Source organism: Cyanobacteria bacterium FACHB-DQ100, from assembly GCA_014695195.1.
Lineage (GTDB): Bacteria > Cyanobacteriota > Cyanobacteriia > Leptolyngbyales > Leptolyngbyaceae > Leptolyngbya.
This window is the reverse complement of sequence record JACJNW010000044.1, coordinates 108,114-133,777: the sequence shown is the minus strand read 5'-3', so window position 1 is coordinate 133,777 and position 25,664 is coordinate 108,114. Positions and strand designations below refer to the sequence as shown.

Annotated in this window: 23 protein-coding genes; 17 read left to right on the top strand and 6 right to left on the bottom strand. The window is 48.7% G+C overall.

Annotated elements, in window-relative coordinates; translation table 11 throughout:
• The first annotated feature begins 8 nt into the window (after positions 1–8).
• The 6 genes from upp (at position 9) to H6F51_25540 (ending at position 6,113) form a co-directional block, all read left to right on the top strand.
• Complete coding sequence (gene upp / locus H6F51_25565; GenBank protein ID MBD1825844.1) at positions 9–659, top strand: uracil phosphoribosyltransferase; 651 nt, start codon at positions 9–11, stop codon at positions 657–659.
• Between the two features lie 47 nt (positions 660–706).
• On the top strand, positions 707–1,036 hold the full coding sequence (locus tag H6F51_25560; protein MBD1825843.1) for a hypothetical protein: 330 nt from the start codon (positions 707–709) through the stop codon (positions 1,034–1,036).
• A gap of 97 nt (positions 1,037–1,133) precedes the next feature.
• Positions 1,134–1,433 (top strand): YggT family protein, encoded by a 300-nt coding sequence (locus H6F51_25555; protein MBD1825842.1) that lies wholly within the window; start codon positions 1,134–1,136, stop codon positions 1,431–1,433.
• Between the two features lie 108 nt (positions 1,434–1,541).
• Positions 1,542–3,062 (top strand): DASH family cryptochrome, encoded by a 1,521-nt coding sequence (locus H6F51_25550; GenBank protein MBD1825841.1) that lies wholly within the window; start codon positions 1,542–1,544, stop codon positions 3,060–3,062.
• A gap of 273 nt (positions 3,063–3,335) precedes the next feature.
• Positions 3,336–4,685 carry an FAD-binding oxidoreductase gene (locus H6F51_25545; protein ID MBD1825840.1) on the top strand — a complete coding sequence of 450 codons (1,350 nt, stop codon included), beginning with the start codon at positions 3,336–3,338 and terminating at the stop codon, positions 4,683–4,685.
• A gap of 306 nt (positions 4,686–4,991) precedes the next feature.
• Entirely contained in the window at positions 4,992–6,113 is a 1,122-nt protein-coding gene (locus H6F51_25540) for a geranylgeranyl reductase family protein (GenBank protein ID MBD1825839.1), read from the top strand.
• Between the two features lie 44 nt (positions 6,114–6,157).
• Here the strand turns inward: H6F51_25540 and H6F51_25535 are convergent, their stop codons facing one another.
• Entirely contained in the window at positions 6,158–6,538 is a 381-nt protein-coding gene (locus tag H6F51_25535) for a hypothetical protein (GenBank protein MBD1825838.1), read from the bottom strand.
• Between the two features lie 332 nt (positions 6,539–6,870).
• A complete protein-coding gene (locus tag H6F51_25530; protein MBD1825837.1) occupies positions 6,871–7,470 on the bottom strand; it encodes a peroxiredoxin in 600 nt (199 codons plus the stop codon).
• A gap of 95 nt (positions 7,471–7,565) precedes the next feature.
• Here H6F51_25530 and H6F51_25525 point away from each other — a divergent pair, with 95 nt between their 5' ends.
• Positions 7,566–9,137 (top strand): aldehyde dehydrogenase family protein, encoded by a 1,572-nt coding sequence (locus tag H6F51_25525; protein MBD1825836.1) that lies wholly within the window; start codon positions 7,566–7,568, stop codon positions 9,135–9,137.
• A 2-nt stretch (positions 9,138–9,139) separates the two neighbouring features.
• Positions 9,140–9,463, top strand: coding sequence for a cupin domain-containing protein (locus H6F51_25520; GenBank protein MBD1825835.1), 324 nt, complete (start codon positions 9,140–9,142; stop codon positions 9,461–9,463).
• A gap of 3 nt (positions 9,464–9,466) precedes the next feature.
• On the opposite strand, the gene H6F51_25515 is transcribed toward H6F51_25520, so the two are convergent.
• Complete coding sequence (locus H6F51_25515; protein MBD1825834.1) at positions 9,467–10,795, bottom strand: HlyC/CorC family transporter; 1,329 nt, start codon at positions 10,793–10,795, stop codon at positions 9,467–9,469.
• A 143-nt stretch (positions 10,796–10,938) separates the two neighbouring features.
• On the opposite strand from H6F51_25515, the gene mfd reads away from it, so the two are divergent.
• The 3 genes from mfd to H6F51_25500 all read left to right on the top strand — a co-directional run bounded on the left by mfd (position 10,939) and on the right by H6F51_25500 (position 16,193).
• Positions 10,939–14,385, top strand: a complete 3,447-nt coding sequence (mfd, locus tag H6F51_25510; protein MBD1825833.1) for a transcription-repair coupling factor — start codon at positions 10,939–10,941, stop codon at positions 14,383–14,385.
• A 197-nt stretch (positions 14,386–14,582) separates the two neighbouring features.
• A complete protein-coding gene (locus tag H6F51_25505) occupies positions 14,583–15,587 on the top strand; it encodes a hypothetical protein (GenBank protein MBD1825832.1) in 1,005 nt (334 codons plus the stop codon).
• Between the two features lie 39 nt (positions 15,588–15,626).
• Complete coding sequence (locus tag H6F51_25500; GenBank protein MBD1825831.1) at positions 15,627–16,193, top strand: YtxH domain-containing protein; 567 nt, start codon at positions 15,627–15,629, stop codon at positions 16,191–16,193.
• Between the two features lie 124 nt (positions 16,194–16,317).
• On the opposite strand, the gene H6F51_25495 is transcribed toward H6F51_25500, so the two are convergent.
• Positions 16,318–16,533: a hypothetical protein gene (locus H6F51_25495; GenBank protein MBD1825830.1), complete on the bottom strand. Its 216-nt coding sequence runs from the start codon at positions 16,531–16,533 to the stop codon at positions 16,318–16,320.
• Entirely contained in the window at positions 16,530–18,365 is a 1,836-nt protein-coding gene (locus H6F51_25490; protein ID MBD1825829.1) for a S8 family serine peptidase, read from the bottom strand. Before H6F51_25490 ends, H6F51_25495 begins: the two co-directional genes overlap by 4 nt.
• 116 nt (positions 18,366–18,481) lie before the next feature.
• Between H6F51_25490 and H6F51_25485 the strand changes: the two genes are divergently transcribed.
• The 5 genes from H6F51_25485 to H6F51_25465 all read left to right on the top strand — a co-directional run bounded on the left by H6F51_25485 (position 18,482) and on the right by H6F51_25465 (position 22,996).
• Positions 18,482–18,895 carry a hypothetical protein gene (locus tag H6F51_25485; protein ID MBD1825828.1) on the top strand — a complete coding sequence of 138 codons (414 nt, stop codon included), beginning with the start codon at positions 18,482–18,484 and terminating at the stop codon, positions 18,893–18,895.
• A complete protein-coding gene (locus H6F51_25480; GenBank protein ID MBD1825827.1) occupies positions 18,892–20,514 on the top strand; it encodes a DUF2079 domain-containing protein in 1,623 nt (540 codons plus the stop codon). Before H6F51_25485 ends, H6F51_25480 begins: the two co-directional genes overlap by 4 nt.
• 101 nt (positions 20,515–20,615) lie before the next feature.
• Positions 20,616–21,551 carry an ornithine carbamoyltransferase gene (argF, locus tag H6F51_25475; GenBank protein MBD1825826.1) on the top strand — a complete coding sequence of 312 codons (936 nt, stop codon included), beginning with the start codon at positions 20,616–20,618 and terminating at the stop codon, positions 21,549–21,551.
• A 60-nt stretch (positions 21,552–21,611) separates the two neighbouring features.
• Positions 21,612–22,055 carry a hypothetical protein gene (locus tag H6F51_25470; protein MBD1825825.1) on the top strand — a complete coding sequence of 148 codons (444 nt, stop codon included), beginning with the start codon at positions 21,612–21,614 and terminating at the stop codon, positions 22,053–22,055.
• 416 nt (positions 22,056–22,471) lie between these two features.
• Positions 22,472–22,996: a vitamin K epoxide reductase family protein gene (locus tag H6F51_25465; protein ID MBD1825824.1), complete on the top strand. Its 525-nt coding sequence runs from the start codon at positions 22,472–22,474 to the stop codon at positions 22,994–22,996.
• Here H6F51_25465 and H6F51_25460 read toward each other — a convergent pair.
• Positions 22,987–24,165, bottom strand: coding sequence for a peptidoglycan DD-metalloendopeptidase family protein (locus tag H6F51_25460; GenBank protein MBD1825823.1), 1,179 nt, complete (start codon positions 24,163–24,165; stop codon positions 22,987–22,989). The genes H6F51_25465 and H6F51_25460 overlap by 10 nt on opposite strands.
• A 432-nt stretch (positions 24,166–24,597) precedes the next feature.
• Here H6F51_25460 and H6F51_25455 point away from each other — a divergent pair, with 432 nt between their 5' ends.
• Complete coding sequence (locus H6F51_25455; GenBank protein ID MBD1825822.1) at positions 24,598–25,662, top strand: cistern family PEP-CTERM protein; 1,065 nt, start codon at positions 24,598–24,600, stop codon at positions 25,660–25,662.
• Positions 25,663–25,664: the final 2 nt, after the last annotated feature.

The window sequence follows — 25,664 nt, the reverse complement described above, 5'->3', positions numbered from 1 at the left end:
GAGCGCTTATGAGTCCGCAACTGCGTGTATACGTTCCACCCCATCCCCTGATCAAACATTGGCTTGGTGTCGCTCGGAATGCTGAAACACCCTCAACGATATTTCGCAGTGCAATCACAGAATTAGGACGGTGGCTCACGTATGAAGCCGTGCGCGAATGGTTGCCAACGATCGACACCACGATCGAAACTCCTCTCGCTCCCTGTCCGGCAACCTTTGTCAATTCTGAAGTTCCGATCGTGATCGTACCGATTCTGCGGGCTGGACTCGGTTTGCTGAATGGCGCACAGTCGTTGTTACCCTTAGCATCGATCTACCATCTGGGACTGGTGCGAAATGAAGAAACGCTCGAAGCGAGTTGCTACTTGAATAAATTGCCCGATCGCTTTGATCCGCAAACGCGAGTTTTGATCGTTGATCCGATGCTGGCAACGGGTGGAAGCTCAATTCGAGCGATGGAAGAATTAACTCAGCGTGGAATTGATCCGGCATTTGTGCGAATTGTTGCAGTCGTTGCAGCTCCACCTGCCCTGCAAAAATTAGGTGCGGCTTATCCAAGTTTGAGCATTTACACGGCGGGGATTGATGAAGTGCTGAACGATCGCGGGTTTATTGTCCCTGGCTTGGGAGATGCGGGCGATCGGATCTTTGGGACTTGAGGATCGATACAATAGAAGTCTTATAGAGTTTGAGGAACGATCGCCGTATGAGTCAACAAGATAATTTTTCTGGTGGATTTGTTCTGGGTGCGATCGTCGGTGGCATTGTTGGCGGGATTATCGGCTCGGTCGTAACCGCGCAACGATTTGCAGAAGAAACCGAAGACACTCAAGCCAAATCAGAACTCCCCAAGCCAAAACGCCGGATGCGTCCCTCAACCGAGCAAAATATTGAATTAGCGCGTCGAGGTTTAGAGGATAAGATTGCTCAACTGAATGATGCGATCGACGATGTGCGTCAGCAGTTAGGCAACGTGAATGGACGTGCGATTGAGAACGATTTGCCCGGAGCGCGAGAAACCACCCGCGAAGAATGACGTGCCTCCGCAGCAAGAGTACAAGAACAAAAAAGATCGCTTAAACTGTTCTGAGAGCGAATCGTAGATCCCTACATTAGAAGGAAACGGAAAGGATATGAATCCAGCCATTTTGCTTATTACAACGATCAATCAATTTCTGGGAATTTACTTTGCATTGCTGATTATCCGCATCTTGCTCAGTTGGTTCCCAAATATCGACTGGTATAAACAGCCCTTCGCAGTGTTAAGCCAGTTGACTGATCCGTATTTGAACCTCTTTCGTCGCATTATTCCACCGTTAGGTGGGATTGATTTTTCGGCAATCTTGGCGATTTTTGTGCTTCAGTTTGCAATGCAATTGATTCCGAGTCTTTTGGCTTCAGTGTTAGCCAGTATTCCTGTGTTTGTCAGCTAAAACTTCGGTCAGTAGGGAGCCGATATTTAGAGCGCGATCGTCCACTTGGCGGTCGCGCTCTTGTTTAGAAACGTTACGATCGACGTGAAGCGTTTACAAGACTCGATCGTGGCAGAGAAGCGGATTATTATTTGGTATCGCAATGATCTACGGATTCATGATCATGAACCGTTAGTCAAAGCAGTTCGATCCGGTGCAAGTGTTATTCCAGTTTATTGTTTTGAGCCGAGACAGTTTGGCACGACTCCGTATGGATTTCCCAAAACTGGGGCAATCCGAGCGCAGTTTCTGCTCGAAAGCGTTGCGGACTTGCGTGAGAATTTACGATCGCTCGGCAGCGATTTGATTGTGCGGCAAGGGAAAGCCGAAGAAGTGATTCCGGCGATCGCCAAAGAATTGAACGTTGAATTGGTTTATTACTATCACGAAGTTACTTCCGAAGAAACGGAGGTTGAAAAGACATTAAGTGAGGCGTTGAGAGCGATCGGTGTCTCAACCCAAGAATTTTGGGGACAGACGCTTTATCATCGTGATGATTTGCCATTCGAGATTAGCGAGACTCCAGAACTGTTTACGAGTTTCCGCAAGCAGGTTGAGAAGTCTTCGACTGTGTACGAAGTGTTTCCGACTCCAGAGCGACTGCCGCAATTGCCGGAGATTAGTTCAGGTGAGATTCCAGCGTTGAGTGTGTTTGGACTCGAAGCACCAGAACCAGATCCGAGAGACATGATTCCGTACAAGGGCGGTGAAACAGCGGGAAAGGCTCGGCTTCAGGAGTATTTCTGGAATCAAGATGCACTCAAGGCTTACAAAGAAACGCGCAACGGAATGCTGGGAGTCGATTACTCTTCTAAGTTCTCAGCATGGTTAGCCTTGGGATGTTTGTCGCCGCGCTACATCTATTCGCAAGTTCAAGACTATGAATCGAAGCGGGTGCGGAACGACTCAACTTACTGGCTGATTTTTGAATTGCTGTGGCGCGATTACTTTCGGTTTATTGTGGCGAAACATGGCGATCGTATCTTTTATCGATCGGGCTTGCAACGGATTCCGATCGCGTGGAAAGAAGATGTCGAGCGGTTTGAACTTTGGCGCGAAGGGAAAACAGGTTTTCCGCTTGTAGATGCGAATATGCAGGAAATTGCCGCGACCGGATTTATGTCGAATCGAGGACGGCAAAATGTCGCCAGCTTTCTCACAAAAAATTTGGGAATCAATTGGCAGTGGGGCGCAGAATGGTTCGAGTCTCAACTGATTGATTACGATGTCTGTAGCAATTGGGGCAACTGGAACTACACCGCAGGAGTCGGAAATGATGCGCGGGGATTTCGGTTTTTCAACATCATCAAGCAATCGAAGGACTACGACCCAGACGGCTCTTATGTGAAACACTGGCTCCCAGCGCTGAAAGAGGTTCCCGCTGCTAAAGTTCATGAGCCTTGGAAACTTTTGCCTGTGGAGCAGCAGCGATTTAACGTGCGCTTAGGCGTGGATTATCCGAATCCAATCGTTGATCTATTCAAATCTGCCGAGGCAAACGAGAAAATCTACAACGCTGCATTCGGTAAATCGTCTCAGGCTCCTCAAAGAGAGCGAGATCGTCGATTTAAATCTCAAAAACGTCGCTAATTCTTCCGGATAGCTCTCCCACTTTGGGAATAGTGGAGTGGTAGATGCACCCTGATTATTTGCCCTGGTCTTCGGATCAGGGTTTTTTATTAGAAATTTTGCGAATCCTCCGGATAGCTCTCCCACTTTGGGAATAGTGGAGTGGTAGATGCACCCTGATTATTTACCCTGGTCTTCGGATCAGGGTTTTTTATTAGAAATTTTGCGATCGCAAGTACAGTTGAAAGCGAAAAATCCCTTTATAGTCAGAAACAAGACTATGAGGACAGCGGCATGACCACAACCACTTCTAACGCGATCGCATCGGTTTTAGCAGATTTGGCAGGACTTGATCTCATCACCGAGCCAAGCCAAGTCGCAAAACTCTCGCAGGATTACTATCATTTCAGCCCAGTTTTGCAGCCTCAATTGCAGGACAAATTCGGCGATGTGGTAGTGCGTCCAGTGAATGAAGCAGAAGTGTTACAAGTGGCGCAGGCGTGTGTTCGATATCGCGTTCCCCTCACCGTGCGGGGTGCGGGAACCGGAAACTACGGGCAATGTATTCCACTCGAAGGCGGCGTGATTCTGGATTTAACTCGAATGACCGCAGTGAAATGGATGAAGCCTGGTTTGCTGCGAGTCGAGGCAGGTGCGAAACTAGCGGCGATCGACAAACAAACCCGCGAGATCGGCTGGGAAATTCGCATGGCTCCGTCCACCTATCGCACCGCCACGATCGGCGGGTTTATCGGTGGCGGTAGCGGCGGAATTGGCTCGGTGACTTATGGACAACTGCGCGATCGGGGCAATCTTCTGGCGGTGCGAGTAGTGACGATGGAAGATCAGCCAAGAGTGCTGGACTTACGCGGGGATGATGTGTACCAAGTCGCTCATGCGTATGGCACGAATGGAATTATCACGGAACTAGAGATTCCGCTTGCGCCTGCTTATCCTTGGGCAGAAGTGATTGTGACCTTTTCGAATTTTATGAGCGCGGCTCGATTTGGGCAATCTCTCAGCGATGCGGACGGCATGATCAAAAAATTGGTGTGCATTTGCGCTGATCCCATTCCGAACTATTTCGCGGCATTGAAAAGCTATATTCCGAGCAGAAAAAGTTGTGCGCTTTTGATTGTTTCTGAGACTTGTTTAGAGCCGCTCAATGAATTTGTAAAAGAATTCGGTGGTGAGATTTCTTATCAAAAAAATGCTGAAGATGCAGGAAAAGGATTTGCTTTAGCTGAGTACAGTTGGAATCATACAACGCTTCATGCTCGCAGCGTTGATTCGTCGATTACTTATCTACAAACGCTATTTCCAGATGACAAGAATCTGACGCTTTTAGAAGAGATGTATCATCACTATGGTGATGAAGTGATGATGCACTTGGAGTTTTTGAGGGTCGGGGGAACGGCGCGTCCGGCTTCGCTACAATTGGTGCGGTATTCGACTGAAGAACGATTAAATGAAATCATCGCTCATCATGAATCAAATGGCGCGTTTATTTTCAATCCTCATACTTATCTGATCGAAGATGGTGGGATGAAAATGGTGGATCTGGCGCAACTTCAATTCAAAGAAAAAGTTGATCCCTACGGATTATTAAATCCGGGTAAAATGCGGGCTTGGCTAGAGCGATAATTCGCACTCTTTTAGCTTGCTCGTTCAAATCATTCGGCAACTTAGATGATGTTTGAAACATCTAGAAAGTCTCTTCGCTTCGAGATAACGATCGAAGACTTTTCAAGCATCCCCTTACAGAGTTCATCGGGAAATTTGTAAATACTTGATGATGATTGCTCTCCTAAGCTGAGGAAACGCCGGAATTTTTTTAGAATCTAACGTACACTAGCAGAGCATTTCTGTGAATTACCGAAACAGTTCGGATCACGAGCTGAACGTTTGAATAATCTACATAGCGTTGACGTAGGAGTGAGGTTCCAGCATATGTTTGATTGTATTGTTGTCGGAGCAGGCCCCGCCGGAGGAACTGCTGCCTATCATCTTGCCAAACGTGGGCGCTCTGTTTTAGTGCTGGAAAAAGAAGCCCTCCCCCGCTATAAACCCTGTAGCGGTGGGGTATCTCCTGCGATCGCTCAATGGTTCGATTTCGATTTCAGCCCCGTGATCTCGCGTAAAGTGAATTCGATTCGCTATACCTGGAAGCTTGGCGATCCAGTGAATGCAACGCTAAACACACCTGAGCCGATGTGGATGGTGCAGCGCGATCGGTTTGATGAGTATTTGATGCAGCAGGCACAGCAAGCAGGCGCGAAACTCCAAGATGCAACCGCAGTCACAGGCATCGAATTTAAAGGCAATCACTGGCAAGTCAACACAACGGCTGGGACCTTAGAAGCTAAATATCTCATTGCTGCCGACGGTGCAAAAGGATCGATGGCAAAATGGCTCGGATTCAAAGAGCGCAAAACCCGCATGGGTGCGGTAATGGAAGCGCCTCAAGCGATCGGCAATACTGCTCAGTTCGACTTCGGAATGCTGAAAAACGGCTTTATCTGGAATTTGCCGAAAGCAGAAGGATTCTCTGCTGGAACCGCCTCATTTCGAGGGGACGATCGCACGGATTTCAACGCTGCTTTGTCGAAGTATGCAAAGGAAGCAGGCTTTAATACCAGTGGCGCACAGATTTACACGCATCCGATCGTATTTTGGGATGGCGATCAAACACTGCATACTCAGAATGCAGTGTTGGCAGGAGAAACGGCTGCGATCGTTGATCCAATGACGGCTGAAGGGATTCGTCCTTCGATGTATAGCGGTATGAAAGCTGCAGAAGCGATCGATCAATCGTTGAATGGAGATCAATCTGCCTTGGCGCAATACACCGAAACGATTCAGCGCGACTGGGGTAGCGATATGGTTTGGGCACAACGGCTGGCGAATCTGTTTTATCGTGTGCCGGGAATTGGCTACAAAGTGGGTGTGAAGCGTCCGACTGCGACCGATCGACTCGGCAAGATTATGTGCGGTGAAATGCGATATGCAGATGTAGCAAATCGGGCGCTGAAACGGCTAGGCGGCGGGTTGATTCCGGGTATGGGCGGTTAGAAGTTGGGGAGTAGAGGATAAGACTCCTCACTCCCAACAAGTAGCTAAGCCTTATGCGCGTAGTAGCTTGAGATATGTTCGTAAACGTGCTGCGGAAACTCTAAATCGCGGTAAACATTACAAGCATCTGGGTCATCGGAATTCGGGCAGATGGGAAAGTCCTGCTGCTGTTGCCATTCGAGAATACGATCGCGCTTCGGCGGGTTGTAATCTTTGCCCTGAACTTGCTCATAGAGTGATTTTGCTTCGGTTTCGTCGCAGTCTTTGTCCTTCAGGAGATATTCAATCACTTCTTCTTTCGACAAGAAATGCCGCGCAATCATCGCAAACACTAACCGCCCATAATGTCCGATGTCTTCCCCTGCATCTAGCGCATCCAGTAAATGCGCCATCATGTCGCTTTTTCTTAAAACTTCTACAGTCATTGCTATCGGTTTGATCTCATCACAACTGTTATAGAACTCCTGATCTAGCCATGCCGTCTATCAAAAGAAGGCTATTTGATACCGAATCAATTTATTAATGCGACAGATCCTTCGCCCCCTAAATCCCCCATACTGGGGGACTTTGAGAATCCGAAACAGATTGGGCTTGAAGTCCCCCACGCGTGGGGGATTTAGGGGGCTTCCGAGATCTGTCGCACTCAAAAATCAATTTGGTATGAGACGATCGCACGATTGCAATAAACAATAAAACTGGCAAAATAAAACCCCCAAGACCTTAATCTTAGGGGCAATACTCAGCCTGTCTAGAATGCTTAAACCGCTGCGAAGTATTCCTTCGACTTCACCGGATCAGGATTCATCGTTTGATCACCGGGTTTCCAACCTGCGGGGCAAACTTCATCCGGGTGCGATTGTACGTATTGGATCGCTTGTAGCGTCCGCAGCGTTTCATCCACACTGCGACCGAACGACAAGTTGTTGATTGTCGAGTGTTGAATCACACCATCTTTGTCGATGATGAACAGACCGCGCAGTGCAATTCCTTGTTCAGGATCAAGCACATTGTAAGCGGTGCTGATTTCTTTCTTGATGTCTGAAACCAATGGATAGTTCAAGTCGCCCACACCACCCGATTTACGATCGGTTTGAATCCAAGCGAGGTGCGAGAACGCGCTATCGACTGATACTCCAAGGATTTCGGTGCCGATCGCTTTGAACTCTTCGTGGCGATCGCTAAAGGCGGTAATTTCGGTCGGACAAACAAAGGTAAAATCGAGCGGGTAGAAGAACAGCACCACGTATTTGCCACGATAGTCAGACAGTTTAATGTCTTTGAATTCTTGATCGATGACGGCGGTAGCAGCAAAATCGGGTGCGCTCTGACCGACACGCAAGCATCCTTCTTGGGTCATGGGATTTAATTCTCCTTGCAAGAGTAGCAGGTTTCGTATTAGGATCACGAAACTTTAACAACTATATCATAGTCATTACGATTTTGACCTACGAAATGTTTACCCAAACCGAATGTGCGATCGATTTACTAAATTCCCGGAAATCTGCGTGGCTCCAGGTCAAAACGGCAGCGCGGATTGATTATCTGAAGCGGTGTATGCATGGTGTGATGGCGGTTGCAGAGCCGTGGGCGATCGCGGCGTGTGAGGCGAAGGGATTTGATCCAAAGTGGGTAGGTGAAGAATATCTGACCGGAGCAGTAGCGACCTTGACGATGCTGCGGGCGATCGTCAGAACACTCGAAGGACGAACTGCAAAAATCGAAAATAATATTGCGCGGGCGTTCCCCGATAATTGGTTCGATCGATTGCTTTGGCTTGGGTTTCGGGGGGAAGTTTGGCTCGATCGAGGTGCGGCTGAAGACTCAGAAAGCCCCCTAAACTCCCCACGAGTGGGGGACTTTGAATCTCGTCAGGTTTCTCAAACTGGAGGGATTGCGCTGGTTTTGGGAGCGGGGAATGTCGGAGCAACGCCGCCGCTCGATGCAATTCACAAGCTATTTGCTGAAAATCAAGTCGTTTTGCTGAAGATGAATCCGGTCAACGCTTATGTAGGGAAATTTTTAGAGCAAGCGTTTGAGCCGTTAATCGCGGATGGTTTTCTGCAAATTGTCTATGGTGGCGCTGATGTCGGCGCATTTCTTTGTCAGCATCCAAAAATTGACACCATTCACATCACGGGGTCGCATCATACTTATGAAGCGATCGTTCAATCACTCCCTCAGCCGAAGCCGATCACCTCTGAGCTAGGCTGTGTCACTCCGGTTTTGATTGTTCCCGGCGATTGGTCTGAGTCGGAGTTAAGATATCAAGCTCGTCATGTCGCGAGTATGGTAGTCAACAATGCCAGTTTTAACTGTGTGGCTGCACAGGTGATTGTGACGGCAAGCGGGTGGAAACTGCGCGATCGTTTCCTCGATCTAATCCGAGAAGAACTCGCCAAAACTCCCAGTCGCAACGCTTACTATCCAGGGGCGCAACAGCGCTATCAGGCATTTCTCGATCGTTATCCCCAAGCTGAAATCTTCGGCACTCGCACGGAAGCGATTGTACCGTGGACATTCATTCCGAATATTGAGGATGATTATGCGCTACAAAACGAAGCTTTTTGTGGAGTGCTGGCTGAGGTGAGTTTAGACGCGACGACCGCAGAAGAATTTCTTGATCGTGTCGTTCCCTTTGCTAATGAGAAAATTTGGGGCAATTTGTCCTGCGTAATTTTGTCGAAGTCAAACGTAGAAGATGCGGTTGCGAATTTGAAGTATGGCGCGATCGGCGTGAATGCTTGGTCGGCTGCCAATTTCGGCGTGCCTCAACTGACTTGGGGGGCTTATCCAGGCAATGATGCGAACGATATTCAATCCGGTCAAGGCTTTGTGCATAACGCTTGCTTTCTCGATCGACCCCAAAAATCTGTCTTGTATGCACCGTTCCGAATGCCGCTGACTCCGGTTTGGTTTGCGGATCATCGGAATTTGCTCAATTGTTCGCGATGTTTTGCAAGACTTCAGATTAAACCCACGTGGGGCAACTTTGCTCAGGTCGTAATCGCAGCAATTCAAGGGTAGGTATGATTGGAAACATCTTTGAGATTGGGGAGCGATCGCTCGATCGAGAACTATTTGAGCCATTAATTGAAACCGATCAGCTATTAGTTGAACGCATTATTTCAACTGGACAAACCACGCCGGAGGGTGAATGGTACGATCAACCCCGCGATGAATGGGTGTTGCTATTGCAGGGTGAGGCGCAGTTAATGTATGAGGATGGGAGAACGATCGATCTCAAAGCAGGAAATTATCTATTGATTCCAGCCCACCAAAAACATCGGGTGAGCTATACCAGCAACAATCCTGCTTGTATTTGGTTAGCGATTCATGCGCTGTTCGCTTAAGTGTTACATCTCTTGGATTGTTCCGTAGGACTTAGCAGCCTCAACTAAAACTTTATCCACGCGATTGCCGTCCATATCCATCACTTCAAACCGGAGTGTTTCCCACTCGAAAGCATCCGAAGCGGTGGGAATGCGTCCCAAATACATCACCACAAAACCGCCCAACGTCTGATAGCTACCTCGCTGTTCTCCGGGAAGCTCTTGGTCTTCAAGGTCTAAAATCTCTTTGAATTGATAAATGGGCAGCATTCCATCCAGTAGCCAAGAACCATCCTCGCGCTGAATCGCTTGCGGTTCTGCTAACTCCTCAACTGTGGGAATGTCTCCGACGATCGCCTGCAACACATCCGTCAGCGTCACCAGTCCCTGAATCACCCCATACTCATCGACCACAAATGCAATCTGAGTTCCGGTTTGCTTAAACAATTCCAATACTTTCAGGGCGCGGGTACTTTCTGGCACAAACACCGGAGTCTGGAGCGAACTGGTAAACTCAAGCGACTGCCCCGACATGAGATTAACCAACAGATCATAAGTTTGCACCACACCGAGCAAGTGATCTAATCCACCCTGACAAACGGGAAATCGAGCATGGGCGCTTTCTGTTATCTGGCGACGAATCTCGTCGATCGAATCCTCCAGATCAATCCAGGTAATCTCTAAGCGGGGAGTCATCAACGAACTAATACGACGATCGCCCAGCCGAAACACCCGCTTCATAATGTCTTCTTCTGCCTGCTCGAACATTCCCGCTTCGGTGCCTTGCTCGATCATCACGCGGATTTCTTCTTCGGTGACAGGCGGATCATCCGACGGACGAATGCCCAAAAATCGAACCGCAATATTGGTAGACGTGCTGAGTAAATAGACGATCGGGGCTGCGATTTTTGCCATCAAACTCATCGGAACGGCTGCCCAAGTTGCAATTACTTCTGGCGAGTTGAGTGCGAGTCGTTTTGGTACGAGTTCACCGACAATCAGCGTCAGATAAGTCAGGCTCAAAATGGCAATTCCAAACGCCAGCGCTTGACTGTACGGCGCAAGAAAGGGCACGGATTGAAAGAATGGTTCTAATCGACGAGTTAAGGCTTGTTCCCCGAATGCACCGGACGCAATTCCAATTAAAGTAATGCCGACCTGAACGATTGCTAAAAAATTATTCGGCTGCTCTGCTAGACGTAGGGCGACTCTCGCTTTAGCGTCGCCTTGATTCGCGCTTTGCAGAAGGCGGACTTTGCGGGCAGACACGATCGCCAGTTCAGACATGACAAATAACCCGTTTGCCAGCGTCAGAAACAGAATAATCAGCAGGTCGGAGGTGAACGAATTCATCCAGAAATTGGCACTTTGCCGAGAGAACGGACTGTAATAGTTTATCTTCCAATGGTGAATACTTTCGGGCATTTGGTCTTCCGTCTGTCAGCAGAAACTCAATTCGATAGAATGTAAAGACCCATTAAGATCTTCTGTCCGACATGGCTTTTTCTTCGATTACCCGCGCACTCGGTCGATCGCCGCTCACCACCGAACTGCTCAGCAAACTCAAGCAACATTCGACGCTGCATCTCAGTGGCTTATCTCGTTTAGCCAAAGGGATTGTCGCGTCAACGTTGGCACAGGCAAGCGATCGACCACTCTTAGTGATTACGGCAACACTGGAGGAGGCCGGGCGCTGGAGCGCTCAGATGGATGCGATGGGCTGGGATACGGTGCATTTTTATCCAACTTCAGAATCGTCTCCCTATGAGCCGTTTGATCCTGAAGCTGAGATGACTTGGGGACAGTTGCAAACGCTGGCGGATTTGGTGAAGGGAACGGGAAAAACAGCGATCGTCGCGACCGAACGCGCCCTTCAACCGCATTTGCCGCCGCCTGAAGCGTTTACGCCCTACTTCGTGACGCTGGAGAAGGGCAAAGAAATCAACCTCGGACAGTTGAGCGATACGTTAGCGAAGTTGGGCTATGAACGATCGAACTTAGTTGAAACCGAAGGACAATGGAGCCGACGCGGAGACATTATTGATGTGTTTCCGGTTGCAGCAGAATTACCGGTGCGAATAGAGCTATTCGGGGATGAGTTAGATCAGATTCGCGAGTTTGATCCAGGAACACAACGATCGCTCGATCGCGTTACGCAAGTCACTTTAACACCAACTAGCTTTAGTCCGATCATTCAATCTGCATTAGATGAGACTGTTCTTGAATATCTTTCGCCCGAAGATCAAGAGCGCTTTGCAGAGGGCGTAGCCATTGAGGGAATGCGTCGCTTTTTAGGGTTAGCGTTCGATCGTCCTGCATCTTTATTAGATTATCTATCTAGCAATACAATCATCGCGATCGATGAACCTGAAATGACTCAGGCACATAGCGATCGTTGGGTTGAACACGTTGAGGAACAATGGCAAGAAGTCAAACCCACCTTGCCGAAAATTCACCGAACTTTAGACTCTGCTTTGATTGAGGTTGAACGGTTCGATCGCATGACTCTTAATGAGCTTTCTGAAGAAAAGAATGGCTTAAATCTGGCTTGTCGTCCGGTTCCCGCGATTCCCCATCAGTTTGCGCGACTGGCAGAAACCCTGCGGCAAGAGCGCGATCGTAACTTTGCAATTTGGCTCGTTTCGGCGCAACCGTCGCGATCGGTCGCATTGCTGCAAGAGCATGATTGTCCCGCGCAGTTTGTGCCGAATCAGAAGGACTTTCTGGCGATCGACAAGCTCCAAACACAGCATATTCCAGTTGCTCTTAAATACTCTGGCTTAGCGGAACTTGAAGGATTTGTCTTACCAACCTTCCGCATTGTTATTGTTACTGATAAAGAGTTCTTCGGACAGCAAACCTTAGCAACACCGACTTATGTTCGTAAGCGTCGTCGTGCTGCATCGAAACAAGTTGATCCCAATAAGTTACAGCCTGGAGACTTCGTTGTTCATAAAAGTCATGGAATTGGACAGTTTCTCAAGCTTGAAAGCTTAACAATTAACAATGAAACTCGTGAATACTTAGTTCTGAAGTATGCAGATGGATTGTTAAGAGTTGCAGCCGATCAGTTAGGGTCACTCTCCCGTTTTCGCGGTGTGGGAGATGCGAAACCTGAACTAAACAAGATGTCGAGCAAAGCTTGGGAAAAAACCAAGAGCAAAGTTCGCAAAGCGGTTAAAAAGGTTGCGGTTGATCTCTTGCAGCTTTACGCACAACGGGCACAGCAGCAAGGATTTACCTATCCGTTGGATATGCCGTGGCAGCAGGAAATGGAAGATTCTTTCCCGTATCAGCCCACACCGGATCAGTTAAAAGCAGTTCAGGATGTCAAGGTGGATATGGAAAGCGATCGACCAATGGATCGCTTAGTTTGCGGTGATGTGGGCTTTGGTAAAACTGAAGTCGCCATTCGAGCTATTTTCAAAGCAGTCACCGCCGGAAAGCAAGTTGCATTACTTGCACCGACAACAATTCTGACCCAACAGCACTATCACACTCTGAAAGAACGCTTTGCACCTTACCCGATCCAAGTTGGATTGCTCAACCGATTCCGCACGGCTGAAGAGCGCAAAGACATTCAGCGCCGCATGATTACTGGAGAATTAGATATTGTCGTCGGAACACACCAACTCTTAGGGAAAGGCGTTGCATTCAAAGATTTAGGATTGTTGGTGGTGGATGAAGAACAACGATTCGGGGTCAATCAAAAAGAGAAAATCAAATCCCTTAAGACTCAAGTTGATGTTTTAACGCTCAGCGCAACTCCGATTCCAAGAACCTTGTACATGGCGCTCTCGGGGGTGCGGGAAATGAGCTTAATCACTACGCCGCCGCCTTCTCGTCGTCCGATTAAAACGCATCTATCACCTTACGACGGTGAAATGGTGCGATCGGCGATTCGGCAAGAACTCGACCGCGGCGGTCAAGTCTTCTATGTGGTTCCGCGTGTTGAAGGCATCGAAGAAATCTCCGCTCGAATTCGGGAAATGATTTCGGGTGTGAGAATTGCGATCGCGCATGGTCAAATGCCTGAATCTGAACTGGAGGCAGTGATGCTAACCTTCGGCGCAGGTGAAGCCGATGTGTTACTGTGTACAACCATCATCGAATCCGGCTTAGATATTCCGAGAGTGAATACCATTTTGATCGAAGATGCTCAGAAATTCGGCTTATCGCAGCTTTATCAGTTGCGAGGTCGAGTTGGACGTGCAGGCATTCAAGCCCACGCGTGGTTGTTCTATCCGAAACAACATCAACTTTCAGATGCAGCCCGTCAACGGCTCCGCGCTCTGCAAGAGTTTACTCAACTTGGATCGGGTTATCAGTTAGCCATGCGAGACATGGAAATCCGAGGAGTGGGTAACTTACTCGGTGCAGAACAATCTGGACAGATGGATGCGATCGGCTTTGATCTATATATGGAGATGCTGCAAGAAGCAATCCAGGAAATCCGCGGTCAAGAAATCCCGCAAGTCGATGATACGCAGATTGATCTCAGTCTCACAGCATTTATTCCTGCCGATTATATTCCAGACTTAGATCAGAAAATGGGTGCTTATCGTGCGGTCGCGGCGGCACAATCAAAAGCTGAATTGGTGCAAGTCGCAGCCGACTGGAATGATCTTTATGGTCAAATCCCGATCGCGGCTCAACAGCTTCTTAGAGTCATGGAACTGAAGCAAATCGCTAAAAAGCTTGGTTTCTCTCGCATCAAGCCCGAAGGCAAGCAGCACGTTATTTTGGAAACTCCGATGGAAGAACCGGCTTGGAATTTGCTGAAGGAGAATCTACCGGAGCATCTACGATCGCGCTTTGTCTTCATGGCTGGAAAAGTTACGGTTCGCGGTTTAGGTGCGCTCAGTGCCGATCAACAGCTCACGAACTTAATTGACTGGTTAAGCCGGATGCAAGGTGCTTTACCGGAACCCGCATTGGTGTAATGCAATAGCTTCGCTCTAAAATTCCTATCGTTCTTCGGAGATTAGATTGCGACTAATCTCCGAAGTTTTGTTTGATTGCAATTTGCTGTAAGTCTGTCTTTGGGGGCATTTAGTCCTAAAGTGAACTCGTTAGCTTTGCTGTAGATGACTATTTAATCACTCATCAGTCAACAAACTTTTAACCAGGGAAAAGAGCCATGCTTCAAGAAGATCAGTTTAATACCAATCAAACGAACTATCCACAGCAATCGACCTCAACCCCCCAATCACAGAGCTATCCGACCTCAACCCCTCAATCACAAAGCTATCCGACCTCAACCCCTCAATCACAAAGCTATCCGACCTCAGCTAACATGGAGGCTAAAACACCCGCTTCGACTGACTACAAGCCAGAAGTGAAATCTGATAGCTCTAGCCTAGGTTCACCCCTCTCAAGAGCGTTAGTTGGTGCGCTAATTGGAGCATCGATCGGACTGTTAGCTGGTCGAAAAGTATCTGAAGGCTTTAACCGCGCCTCTAAAGGCTTTGGTAAAGCACTGGGTACGATCGGGGAAGGCTTGGGAACCACTGCAAAAGGCATCGGAGAAGCAGCACAAAGTATTGGAGACGGTGTGAGCTATGCAGTTGTAGGAGGAACATCTGAGGCTGCACATAACGTGGCACATGGCGTTCAACAAGTTGCATCTGGAACGGCGGATGTGATTCAGCAAACCGGACACGCCGTAAGCCAAGGGGCGCAACAAGCTGTTTCAACGACTGCTGATGTGATTCAGCAAACCGGACAAGCCGTGAGCCAAGGAGTACAGCAAGCCGCTTCGACCACTGCAAATGCTGTCTCTCAGACCGGACAAGCGGTAAGCAAAGGAACACAACAAGCCGCTTCAACCACTGCCAATGCGATCGACCAAACTGGACAAGCGGTAAGCCAAGGAACGCAACAAGCGGCTTCGACCACTGCCAATGCGATCGACCAAACCGGACAAGCAACAAGCCAAACGATCGATAATGCTGCTTATGCTACACAGTCTTCAACTGGAGAATCTGTGATCGATCGCGAAATGTCTGCAAAATCAGTCGAGATGGATGTCGATCAGCCAGTGGACATTCAAACAGAACAGTCCTACACTTACCCGACGATGGAACAAAACGCAGAAGTCGATCCGGTTGACGCTTTCTACGAATCTTTTGAGCGGAGAGAGTAAGCAGAAGATCGAAGTCAGTCAATCAGGAGACATGCGACCGTGACGAATAGCAATCAGTTTTTAACAACAGAAACTCCTCCGGTTAATAGTTCTAGCTATTCATCAGCTAGCCCACCAGGGAGCGGAAATGGCTTGACGAAGATTGTGATTGGAGCATCGATCGGAGCAATCTTGGGTGGTTTTGCAGCATCGCTTCTGACCCCAGAAGTGACAGAGCGATTCAATCGCAGCATCCGTAACGTAGGTGGAACTGCAAAATCAACTGCTGATACTCTCAATGATGCCGTTCAGCAGATTGGAGATTCGGTCAACAGTGTCGCTGAGAATATCGATGGTTCTACCAAAGATGTGAACGAGGCGGTTAACAGTGTGACAACCAATGTAAGTCATACTGTGAGAAGCACTGTGAGTACAGTGAGGCAGACAGCAGATGGTGTCAACGAAACTGTGAGAACTGTGATCAATGCGGTTAACGCGGTAAAAGCGATCGCCAATGATGTTCAAGCTCCAGCACAACGAGTCGTCAATATGCCCACTGCTTCACCCACTGCCCCCACGGGTGACACGCTTTATAAGCTAGTTCCGGTGAATGAAGATCCGAAATAGCTTGCAAAACCACTTAACTAACTTAACTAAATAGGGTAGCTGGGCTAGACTTCGCTGGCTCAGCTACCCTATTTACTTGAATTAAAGCTGCCTTAAGTGTTTCTGTGTTTGCGCTAAAACAGCATTAGAGAATCTGAAACTGTTTCACTTCAAGAATTTGTCCGATCATTGCAAAGCTCATCACATCATCGCGGATATCTCCTTCAACGGTGACTTTTAGCCCTGCGTGCTGCAATTCTTCCGGGGGCTTGTGTAATTCGTAAGACTTGCCATTGTCGGCATCGATCGCCCAAGCTCCTGTCCCAAATCCTTTACGCTGAATCACTCCGGTCACGGTCATACTGTTCTTTCTCCCGCTTTCAAAGCCAATCGCGCTAGCCCATAGCAGAGTAGTGCATTCACAATCAAATACGCTCTCCCGATGAAACCCTCACCGAGCCACATGACTTGTGGATCAACGATCGCGCTAATTCCCAGGAAAGTCGTCACGCCGATCGTCGTGCCGATCGCAAACAATCTTCCCTGAGAATGTCCTAACAATAACGCAAGCAGCATAAACGGAATCAGCACACTGGCAGAAATCGGATTGAGCGCTCCACTCGCTTGAATTGCGCTTCCCAGTTCAGGCAGCGAACTTCCCAGGATGCGGAACGGAAATTGCGGCATATCAAATCGGTACAGTCCCCGGAGAAAGAACAGTCCAGAACTTCCAGCGACTAAACCTGAAGACATCGCCCAACCCCAGTTGAACGGGAAGTACACTTTCAAGAACCATGCCAATAGATAAGAACCGAGTACCATTGCCAGTTTTGGCAGTAGTCCTACGACTCCACCATCGATCCAGAAGCGCGGATTTAGATAGCCATTATCCCGCAGCCAGCGCCAAAAATCGTTAAACGTAATCTTGCCGTGTAGCGCGAGTTTGACTGCTGCTGAGGCATCCAGCTTTCCGGCTCCAAAATGATTTAGTTCATCAGCTTCAACTTTGCGAGCGGATTGCTTCAGAACAGTTAACACTTCATCAGGTTCGGTGACTCCTGCGGCTTTGATCAAAGCTGCCACTCCCGCAACGTGCGGAGCCGCCATGCTCGTTCCTTGAAAGGCTGCAAACACAGATTCACCCGTTTGGGGATTCAGTGTATTTTGCAGAATGCCGCCTGCTTCACCTTGAGCCGTTGAGCCACCCGGAGCAGCAATATCCACCCCGGCACCAAAGTTAGAATAAGGCGCTTTTTCTCCAGAGGCATCTAATGCTGCCACCGCGATCGCATGAGGATACCGTGCTGGATAATCTGCCGCATTGCTGCTGGAATTTCCCGCCGCTGCGACGACCACGACCCCTTTACCGTGAGCATAGTCGATCGCATCTTTCAGCACTGAACTTTCACCACCGCCACCCAAACTGAGGTTGATCACATCAGCTTTGTTATCTGCTGCAAATCGAATGGCTTCCGCAATGTCTGCAACGGTTCCACCGCCAAAAGAACTCAGAACCTTGAGCGGCATAATGTTTGCTTCGTAAGCAATTCCGGCAACGCCAAAGTTATTGTTTGTGGACTGTGCGATCGTGCCTGCAACGTGAGTTCCATGTCCGTTGTCGTCTTCGGCATTGTCGCTATCGTTCACAAAATCGTAGCCTGTAACAAAGTTAGTCTGCTCTAAATCGGGAACCTTCGAGACTCCGGTATCAATCACTGCAACCGTTACACCCCGTCCTTTCGTTTCTGTCCAGCCTGATTCGATGCCAATGTTGTGCAAGTTCCATTGTTGGCTGTACATCGGATCGTTGGGCGCTAGAGCGGAGAGCTTTGGTTCAGAGTTTGAACGAACCGCTTTCGGCGTTTCACCTTGGGGAATGCGATAGATATAATCCGGCTCGATCGCTTCGGTGTATCGCTTCAAATTGGATTTTTTCAGTTGGTCTAACAGCGATTTGTCGCCTTCAACCGTATAAAGATGTTCGAGTTGTGAAAATTGACTATTTAACTGAGGGCGGACATGATAATTTTGCGCGATCGCATCAATCTGAGATTGAATCTCAGCGTTGGCGAGGTCATCGCGGAAATCGAGAATGATGCGATCGTAAGTGCCTTGAGTGGCTAAACCGGGAAACTGCACGATCGCCCAACCCAATCCCACAAGACAGAGGGCGATGATCAGGAGCTTTCTCATAATAGAAGCCAAAATCCTACTTGCACTCCAACCATAGCCGATACTGCTGTTCTCGTGTGTTTAGAACAATAAAGCTATGGCACGATGGAAACTGTCGATCGTGCGCCTTCAAAATTATGATTCACGGGTTGTTATGGTTGCCGTTATTGGCAGCATTTATTGGATTAGCGTATGCAGGCTGGAATGAATATCAAACCTTAGAAACCTACCGCCGTTGGGCAGAACCGTTTGGACGAGCGAAATACGATATTTACTCAGTTTTGGGACAAAAAGAAGATACACTAACGGTCGGCAAAGCAACCCGCAAAGCAGTGACCGAAACCGATACTTTTTCATTAGAATCTGTGCAAAATATTCGATTGCTGGTAAACGGTGAAGCCGTTGATCTCAATGCGCCACCCACTAAGGGAAAAACGATCGCACTTGCATTTGATTTGGGCGATCAATCCATCGAAGTGCCCTTTACTCAAGTCAGTTTGGCAGCACGATGGGGCGAAGTATTGACCAAGGACTGGCAGGCGTTGAAATGAGGATTTTGAAGCGAATCGTCCCGGATCGCCATCAAGTAGGATTGCGACGAGCGTTCATGCTTGCGATCGTATTTTTTACGATCGTCCTAGCAATTTCGCTCAACCGTTATTTCTCGTTTTATACCTCTTACGATCAAGGACTTTTCAATCAACTATTTTGGAATAACTTACACGGGCGTTGGTTTCAGAGTTCACTCACGTCTGCAAATTCCATTGCTTCACTCGAAGACGGTGTGACTCCAATTGTATCTTTTATTCATCTAGGGCAGCATTTCGTTCCAGATTTCTTGCTCTGGCTTCCGTTGTATGCCCTCTTTCCTCATCCGATTACATTAATTGTGTTGCAAGTGGGATTGATGACCGTAGGCGGATTGGTGCTATATGCACTAGCACGACAGCGATTATCAGAACAGTTATCAGTCTGGATTACTGCCAGTTATTACACAGCGATTCCCGTCGTGGGTTCAACCGTTGCGAACTTCTACGAACACTGCCAGATTCCATTGTTTACGTTTGGAACACTTCTGGCACTGGAGAAAAAAAACTGGCTTTGGTTTTGGATCTGTGCGGTCTTGGTGCTGGGCGTCCGGGAAGATGCAGGGATTATCCTGTTTGGTATTGGCGTGTATTTGATGCTGAGTCGGCGGTATCCGGGGATTGGCATTGCGCTCTGCATTCTCAGTTTTGGCTATGTCGCGTTCGTGACGAATGTGATTCAACCGCAGTTTTCATCGGATGTTTCACGATTGTATTTAGCCAATCGATTTAGACAGTTTGTAGATACGGATCAGCCCACGACCTTGCAAGTGCTTTGGGGCATGGTCACGCATCCGCTCCGGCTGGCGCAATATTTGCTGCTGCCGATCGATCGCCGCATTAACTATCTTGCGGGCCAGTGGGCGGCGTTAGCGCTTGTGCCTGCGGTATCGGGAGCGGCTTGGATTCTCTCAGCGTTTCCGTTGATTGCGATCTTTGCTCAAACCGGACAGACTGCGCTCTCGGTGACGCTGCGATATGCCGTTGCTGTGGTTCCGGGTGTGTTTTATGGTGCGATTCTGTGGTGGGAGCGCCATCCACACTGGTTTACCGCCAAGTTCCGTCGATGGTGGAAAGTGTGCATTGTGCTATCGCTGTTATTTATGGTGAGCGGAAATCCGCATCGAGCGTTTTCGTTTATGATTCCAGATTCGGTGCGCCCTTGGGTGTTTGTGCCACTGCCGCGCCAATGGGAACACGCAAGCCATATCTATAACGTGATTCGCAATGTTCCAGACAATGTGAGTGTTAGCACGACGACCTATCTTGTGCCGCAGCTTTCGACCCGTCGGATCATCGTCCGCCTTCCAACGTTGGAGATCTATGACGATCGCCGACAAAAGGTTCGGGTCGATTATGCGATCGCAGATCTCTGGCAACTGAAGGAATACAGCAAAGCGTTCAAAGATAGTCAAGCATACCTCGCCAGAACCTTACCGCTACTGGAGAAGCTGGTCAACGAGAATCAGTACGGTGTTCGCCAAGTTGAAGATGGCGTGGTGATGATGGTGCAGGGTCAGCCTTCTGATCCAGCGATGTTGGCGCAATGGCAGAAATTAGTCCTGCAACTGAAACAGGGATAAAGCATTGATTATTTGCTCGATCGGATAGATTTGCTACGCTGGGTAAAACAACGCTCCTTTACGCTTGAGTAGGGAGCGATTTTTATTTTTTGGAGAAGCACATGGGATCACTAAAAGGACGAGATTTATTGAAATTGTCAGATCTCAGCACGGATGAAGTGATGGAACTGTTAGACATCGCCGCGCAGTTAAAATCAGGAAAATTAAACCCGCGTGTGACCGTCAACGGACATCCCCCTGTGCTGGGTTTGTTGTTTTATAAAGCCTCTACTCGAACCCGTGTCAGCTTCTCAAGTGCGATGTATCACTTAGGCGGACAGGTACTCGATTTACCACTGAACGCCACTCAAGTCAGCCGGGGAGAACCGATCGCAGATACCGCCAGAGTCCTCGATCGCTATCTTGATATCCTCGCGATTCGCACCTTCGAGCAATCCGACCTCGAAACCTTTGCAAAAGAAATGGAAATCCCCGTGATTAATGCTCTGACGGATCTAGAGCATCCGTGTCAAATCCTGGCAGATCTCCAAACTATTCAAGAAACCTTTTCGACGCTTTCTGGCTTGACCCTAACCTATGTCGGTGACGGAAACAACGTCGCGCACTCGCTGATGATTGGGTGTGCGCTGGTGGGAATGAATGTCCGAGTTGCAACTCCCAAGGACTACCAACCCTTGAGCGAAATTGTCGAACTGACCGAAAAGATTGCCAATGGTCAATCCGAAGTGCTGTTAACTGAAGATCCGATCGTTGCCGCCAAAGGCGCTCATGTGATTTATACCGATGTGTGGGCAAGCATGGGACAAGAAGATCTCGCAGCCAGTCGAATTCCGATTTTTCAGCCCTATCAGGTAAACGATCAACTGATGAGCTATGCCGACAAAGACGCGATCGTGCTGCACTGTCTCCCGGCGCACCGAGGCGAGGAAATCACCCATGAAGCGATCGAAGGCAAGCAATCGAAAGTCTGGGATCAGGCGGAAAACCGGATGCACGCTCAGAAAGCACTGATGGCAAGCCTACTTGGTGCAGTCTGATCCCCATTCATTCTTAAAATGTCGTAAACTTTTGTTAATAGACATTTCTGCACTGCGATTATGACAAGCTCTCCTGGATTCGGTAAAAAGGTTCACAAAGAAAAGAAAAAGTCTACTGGAACCGACAAACGCGCTCAAGCCTCGAAGCAGTTTGATAATTTCAAATCGCAAGGGTTACCAGAGTATGAAATTTACCTCCGTGTCCAGGGGAAAAAGAAGCTTCAGTGGTTCCCGATCGGCGCGATCGCGGTCAAACGATCGTCTCAAATTGATGCGGCTATTTTTGCGAACGAAGAAGACCTGCTCAAAGGCGCATTCCGATTATTTCCCGCGCTCCGCAAAGAGCGAGATTCGCTGGAATATGGCTATCGGCTAAAAGAATTCAAAGACGAAGAGATTCAATTAGCGGTGCGTCCGGCTCCGGGTGTTGCGAATGCGGTGCAAAGCGCGATCGCATCTGTGGGTGAAAAACTCGGCGGATTGTTCAAGCCTAAATCTGTATAGATTCAAACTGAGTCTACGGTAAAGCGCTCGATCAACTGGATCGGGCGCTTTTTTTATTGTCTTGATCAGATGCCTTCCGATGGTTAGACGACCCCGATTTTGATTGTGAATACCGTTGTGAAATACGAGCATTTACGCTCACCCCGATCGCAATCATTTAGCGTTAGTTTGACGGAGCTTCTTGCTTCGGTTTGAGCGGCTTCTTGCCCCCTAAATTCCCCATAAATGGGGGACTTCGAGACAGGAATTTCAACCTTCAAAGTCCCCCACTTGTGGGGGATTTAGGGAGCTACCCGAAGCCGTAACCGAAGCCAATTTTTGCTGTTGAACTCACGCAATTTATCCCAACCTAACCGCGCCATTGAATCCAATACGTTGATTCAAGGCATTCTTACAAACTAAGGAGAATCTTTGAGATGGAACCGAGAGAACTGAGCCTTGAATTGCGTAGAGGCGACAATCCTGACCTATCCCGCCGTCGATTGATCACTGGACTATCTGTACTCGGTGCAACGATGGCAGAAGCTGTTTCGCTCTATCAAATCGGTGCAGTCAAGGAACTACCAGACTTGCCGCTTCCAGGGATTGATTCTAATAAAGTCGATGCCTCCGATTATGCTTACAGCGTTTTGGATACGCCCGATGGCTTCTTTATGCTGGTGAACTATTCCATCACCGCATTGTTAGCTGGGGCAGGCACCGCCAATCGAGCAAAGGATGCCCCTTGGTTGCCGATCGCAATGTCAGGCAAAACCTTGATGGATTCGATCTTTGCACTACGCTTAGCTCGGATTGAATGGCGTGATAACGAAGCCTTCTGCGCCTACTGTCAAGTCGCGACGCTGTGTTCGATCGCATCGTTCCTGCTCTCGATTCCCGAAGCGAGTCGCGCCTTCCAGTTTCTCATGGGCAAGGGCGACGTGGATATCGCTCAGAGATAGTTCATCGGATCGACAGGTTCTCCATCTTTTCGCACCTCAAAATGCAGGTGAGGGCCTGTCGATAGTCCGGTCGAGCCAGTTGTAGCGATCGCTTTTCCACGTTCTACGGTTTGCCCGTCTGATACATAGAGTTCCTGAGCATGGGCATACATCGTTGTAATTCCGTTTCCGTGATCCAGAATCACCGAGTTTCCATACCCGCCATACCAGCCCGCAAAGATGACTACGCCACGATCGGCAGCTAAGATCGGCGCACCATAATCCGCTCCAAAGTCCAATCCTGCATGAAAGCGCTGATAGCCCAAAATTGGGTGCATTCGATAGCCAAATGGGCTAGTAATCGGGCCTTCACTCGGTAAGTTAAATTGCCCTGTTCCTAAAATCACAATTCCATTTCTGGCGCGTTCTTCGGCAATGCGTCTTTGAATCAATTCTCCAATGCTTTTCGAGTCTTGTTCAAGTTGGGCTTCTGCGGCTTCGAGAGCGCGGCGATTGGTTCTGAGCCGGTCGACGACTTGCTTCTGAGAGTCTGCCTGCTGCTCAAACTCGGACTTTTGCGCCATCAATTGTTGGCTAATTATCACGATGTTGTTCTTTTGCTGTTCAACTTGTTGACGCTGACGATCGACTTTTTCGGCTGCGGTTTGCAGATCGGCTAGAGTTTTGCGATCGTTCTTGTAAATCTGCTTGAGACGAAATCGGCGATCGAGAAAATCATTGAGATTTTCACTTTGCAGCAAAACTGCCCAACCGCTACTCCTCTGCTGGCGTTGCAGAAATCGCAGCCGTGAAACGGTGGCAGATTGTCTCTGCTGATAGCTATTTTCCGCTTTACTCAAATCGGCTTCTAATTTTTTCAGCACTCGATTGGCGTTGCTGAGTTGTGCTTCAGTCGTTTGGATCTGAGCGGTCGTCACTTGGATGTTTCGACGAATGCCTGTGAGATTCTTTTGCGCCGATCGCTCTTGGCGCTGCAATTTTTCGCGTTCTTTCTGGATGTACGATCGCTGCTGGTCGAGTTGCTGCTGCTGCTGCTTGAGTTGGTTAATTTCTGGTGGGGTTTGCGCGGCAAGCGGTAATCCCACGAAAATTAAGGCGATGCAGCATACACCGATCAGGAACGTTCTTATCGGCTTGAGAGCGGTTATAGATTGGACGATCGCCAGCATATCCTCGACCTACGGCATCAGAACAAGCAACCATTATGTCGAGAACCAAAACTTCGGCAATGCTGAAATTACGGGAGCGTTTTGAAGTGCATTCGGGCAAAATGGATCGCTACACTTCTGCAAACCGCCCTCAGTAAAATTCCGGTACTCTTGATACTTGAATCGATCCCCGTATCTCTTCTCAATTCCATTCCTGCCTTCCGCGGAAATACGGAGATACACAAAATAATTTCATCTATTTCTATTTATGTTTACTAACAATCCAGCAAATTCTGTCCTGCTTAATCACAAACTGAATTAGCCTTATACAAAATTCACCGTAATAATACTGACTTAACTGACTCTTTAAAGAGTTTCTTAAGTCCGCAGAAGTATCATGCTCTTCTGGCAGTCCGATGCAATAGCTTATACATATCGTCTAAAACCACGCAGATGTTTAAAAACTTGTCTTTTGCAATTTTGACGCTCTGTTCTGGGGTTGCGAGTTTAGGCTTGTTGCTTGCTGCTGATCCAGCATTCGCAAGAAACGGCAATGGTAACGGTAACGGCAACGGTGCCTCAACTCCCCCAACTCAGACCACACCGCCTACAACTTCCACTCAGACCACAACGTCTACAACTTCCACTCAGACCACAGCACCTACCCAAAGCGCAACTCCAGCCACCAGTTCTTTTGCAGTTGGACTTGCAGATTTGGGTAAAATCTTCCGCGTCAACTTTGACGGCAACGTTGCGACTGAAACAGTGAACGGGATGTCCTCGTTTGCCGACTTCACCTTCAAGGGATTCACATCTCAGGGTGGAAACACGATCGCAACATTCGACGTTTTGCTTGATAACACCACTGGCGGTGATATCTTCTCTCGCGTTTCAGCGCTGGGCTTCAACACCTCAGCAACGCTTACAGGTGCTAGCACCAGTGGTTTGTTTAGCAACGCTCATCTCGACGGCGCTTTCCCGAATCAGTTTGGTAATATCGGAGTTTGCTTCACGAATGGTAATGCCTGTCAAGGTGGAACCAGTGGTGGTGTGAACAACAGCACTTCGCTGCCTGGAACCTTCGATAAGGGCACATTTAGCTTTTCGCTTGCGTTGAGCGGTAATGTGGACACGCTGAGTCTGAGCAATTTTGGCGTTCGCTATCAGAGCATTGATAGCAAATCTCTAGGCTTTAATGGTGAGAGTGGTACAGGTCGCGGAACGTCAGTTACGACTGTAACACCACCAACCACAGTCACCCCCCCACCGCCGACGACTGTGACACCTCCACCACCAACCACGGTCACACCTCCGCCTCCACTGTTTGACAAGCCGATCGACGGAACCCCACCAGGTGATCAACCGACTATGCCCCCAGTCAGCCCACCCACGTCGCCTAAACCTCCTACACCAAAGCCTACGAAAGTCCCAGAACCCGGCACGATCGCAGCTTTGGCTCTCGTGAGTGCGATCGCACTCAAATACCGCAAGCAGCAAGAAGCCGACGCTGAAGCGTAAAA